Source organism: Allobosea sp. CER48, assembly GCF_044752385.1.
GTDB lineage: Bacteria > Pseudomonadota > Alphaproteobacteria > Rhizobiales > Beijerinckiaceae > Allobosea.
This window is the reverse complement of the sequence record NZ_JBIWYK010000639.1, coordinates 1-1,457: the sequence shown is the minus strand read 5'-3', so window position 1 is coordinate 1,457 and position 1,457 is coordinate 1. Positions and strand designations below refer to the sequence as shown.

General features: G+C 63.4%; 1 protein-coding gene. It reads right to left on the bottom strand.

The features are described 5' to 3' along the window. Window positions 1-103: 103 nt before the first annotated feature. Window positions 104-1,393, bottom strand: a complete 1,290-nt coding sequence (urtA, locus tag ACIPIA_RS16205) for an urea ABC transporter substrate-binding protein (protein WP_400511002.1) — start codon at window positions 1,391-1,393, stop codon at window positions 104-106. Between the last annotated feature and the right edge of the window lie 64 nt (window positions 1,394-1,457).

Sequence of the window (1,457 nt, the reverse complement as noted above, 5' to 3'; positions counted from 1 at the left end):
CAGGGACGCATTCCGGCGAAGGAGGAGCGATCGGCGCAGGGCCGAGGGCAAGACATGAAGGGCGGCCGGGATTTTTCCCGTACCGCCCTTCCCCCTCATGACCTCAGGCGGCGCCGCACTTGCCGGTCTTGACGTTGAAGTTGCCGCACTTCTTCTCGACCCAGTCGCCGACCAGATCCTTCGAGCCGTCGAGCTCCTTGGACCAGGCGTCGCCGGGGACGAGACCGGCCGTCTTCCAGACCACGTCGAACTGGCCGTCGTCCTTGATCTCGCCGATGAAGACCGGCTTGGTGATGTGGTGGTTCGGCAGCATCTTCGAGATGCCACCGGTCAGGTTCGGAGCCTCGATGCCCGGCAGCGCGTCGATCACCTTGTCGGGATCGACCGTACCGGCCTTCTGGACCGCCTTAACCCACATGGCGAAGCCGACGACATGGGCCTCCATCGGGTCGTTGGTGACGCGCTTGGGGTTCTTGGTGAAGGCCTGCCACTGCTTGATGAAGGCCTCGTTCTCCGGGGTCTTGATCGACTGGAAGTAGTTCCAGGCGGCGAGATGGCCGACCAGCGGCTTCGTGTCGATGCCGGCGAGTTCCTCCTCGCCGACCGAGAAGGCCACGACCGGAATGTCGGTCGCCTTGATGCCCTGGTTGCCGAGTTCCTTGTAGAACGGCACGTTGGCATCGCCGTTGATGGTCGAGACCACGGCGGTCTTCTTGCCGGCCGAGCCGAACTTCTTGATGTCCGAAACGATGGTCTGCCAGTCGGAATGACCGAAGGGCGTGTAGTTGATCATGATGTCCTCGGGCTTCACGCCCTTGGACTTGAGATAGGCTTCGAGGATCTTGTTGGTCGTGCGCGGATAGACGTAGTCGGTGCCCGCGAGCACCCAGCGCTCGACCTTCTCCTCCTTGGCGAGATAGTCCACGGCGGGGATCGCCTGCTGGTTCGGCGCGGCGCCGGTGTAGAAGACGTTGCGCTCGCTCTCCTCGCCCTCGTACTGGACGGGGTAGAACAGGATGTTGTTGAGCTCCTTGAAGACCGGCAGCACCGACTTGCGGGACACCGAGGTCCAGCAGCCGAAGGTCGCCGCAACCTTGTCCTTGGTGATCAGCTCGCGCGCCTTCTCCGCGAAGAGCGGCCAGTTCGAGGCGGGATCAACCACGACGGCCTCGAGCTTCTTGCCGAGGAGGCCGCCCTTCTTGTTCTGCTCCTCGATGAGCATCAGCATGACGTCCTTCAACGTCGTCTCGGAAATTGCCATCGTGCCCGAGAGCGAGTGAAGGATGCCGACCTTGATCGTCTCCTGCTGCGCCGCCGCCGGCAGATAGGAGGATCCGAGGAAAGCGGCGCCGGCCAGAGCCGTGCCGAGGAATTCGCGACGATTGCTGTTCACGGCGATCTCCCGAAGGAATGCTTGTTGGCGGCGCCCCTCGACGCCGACAGGCCTTCCTGGCCCG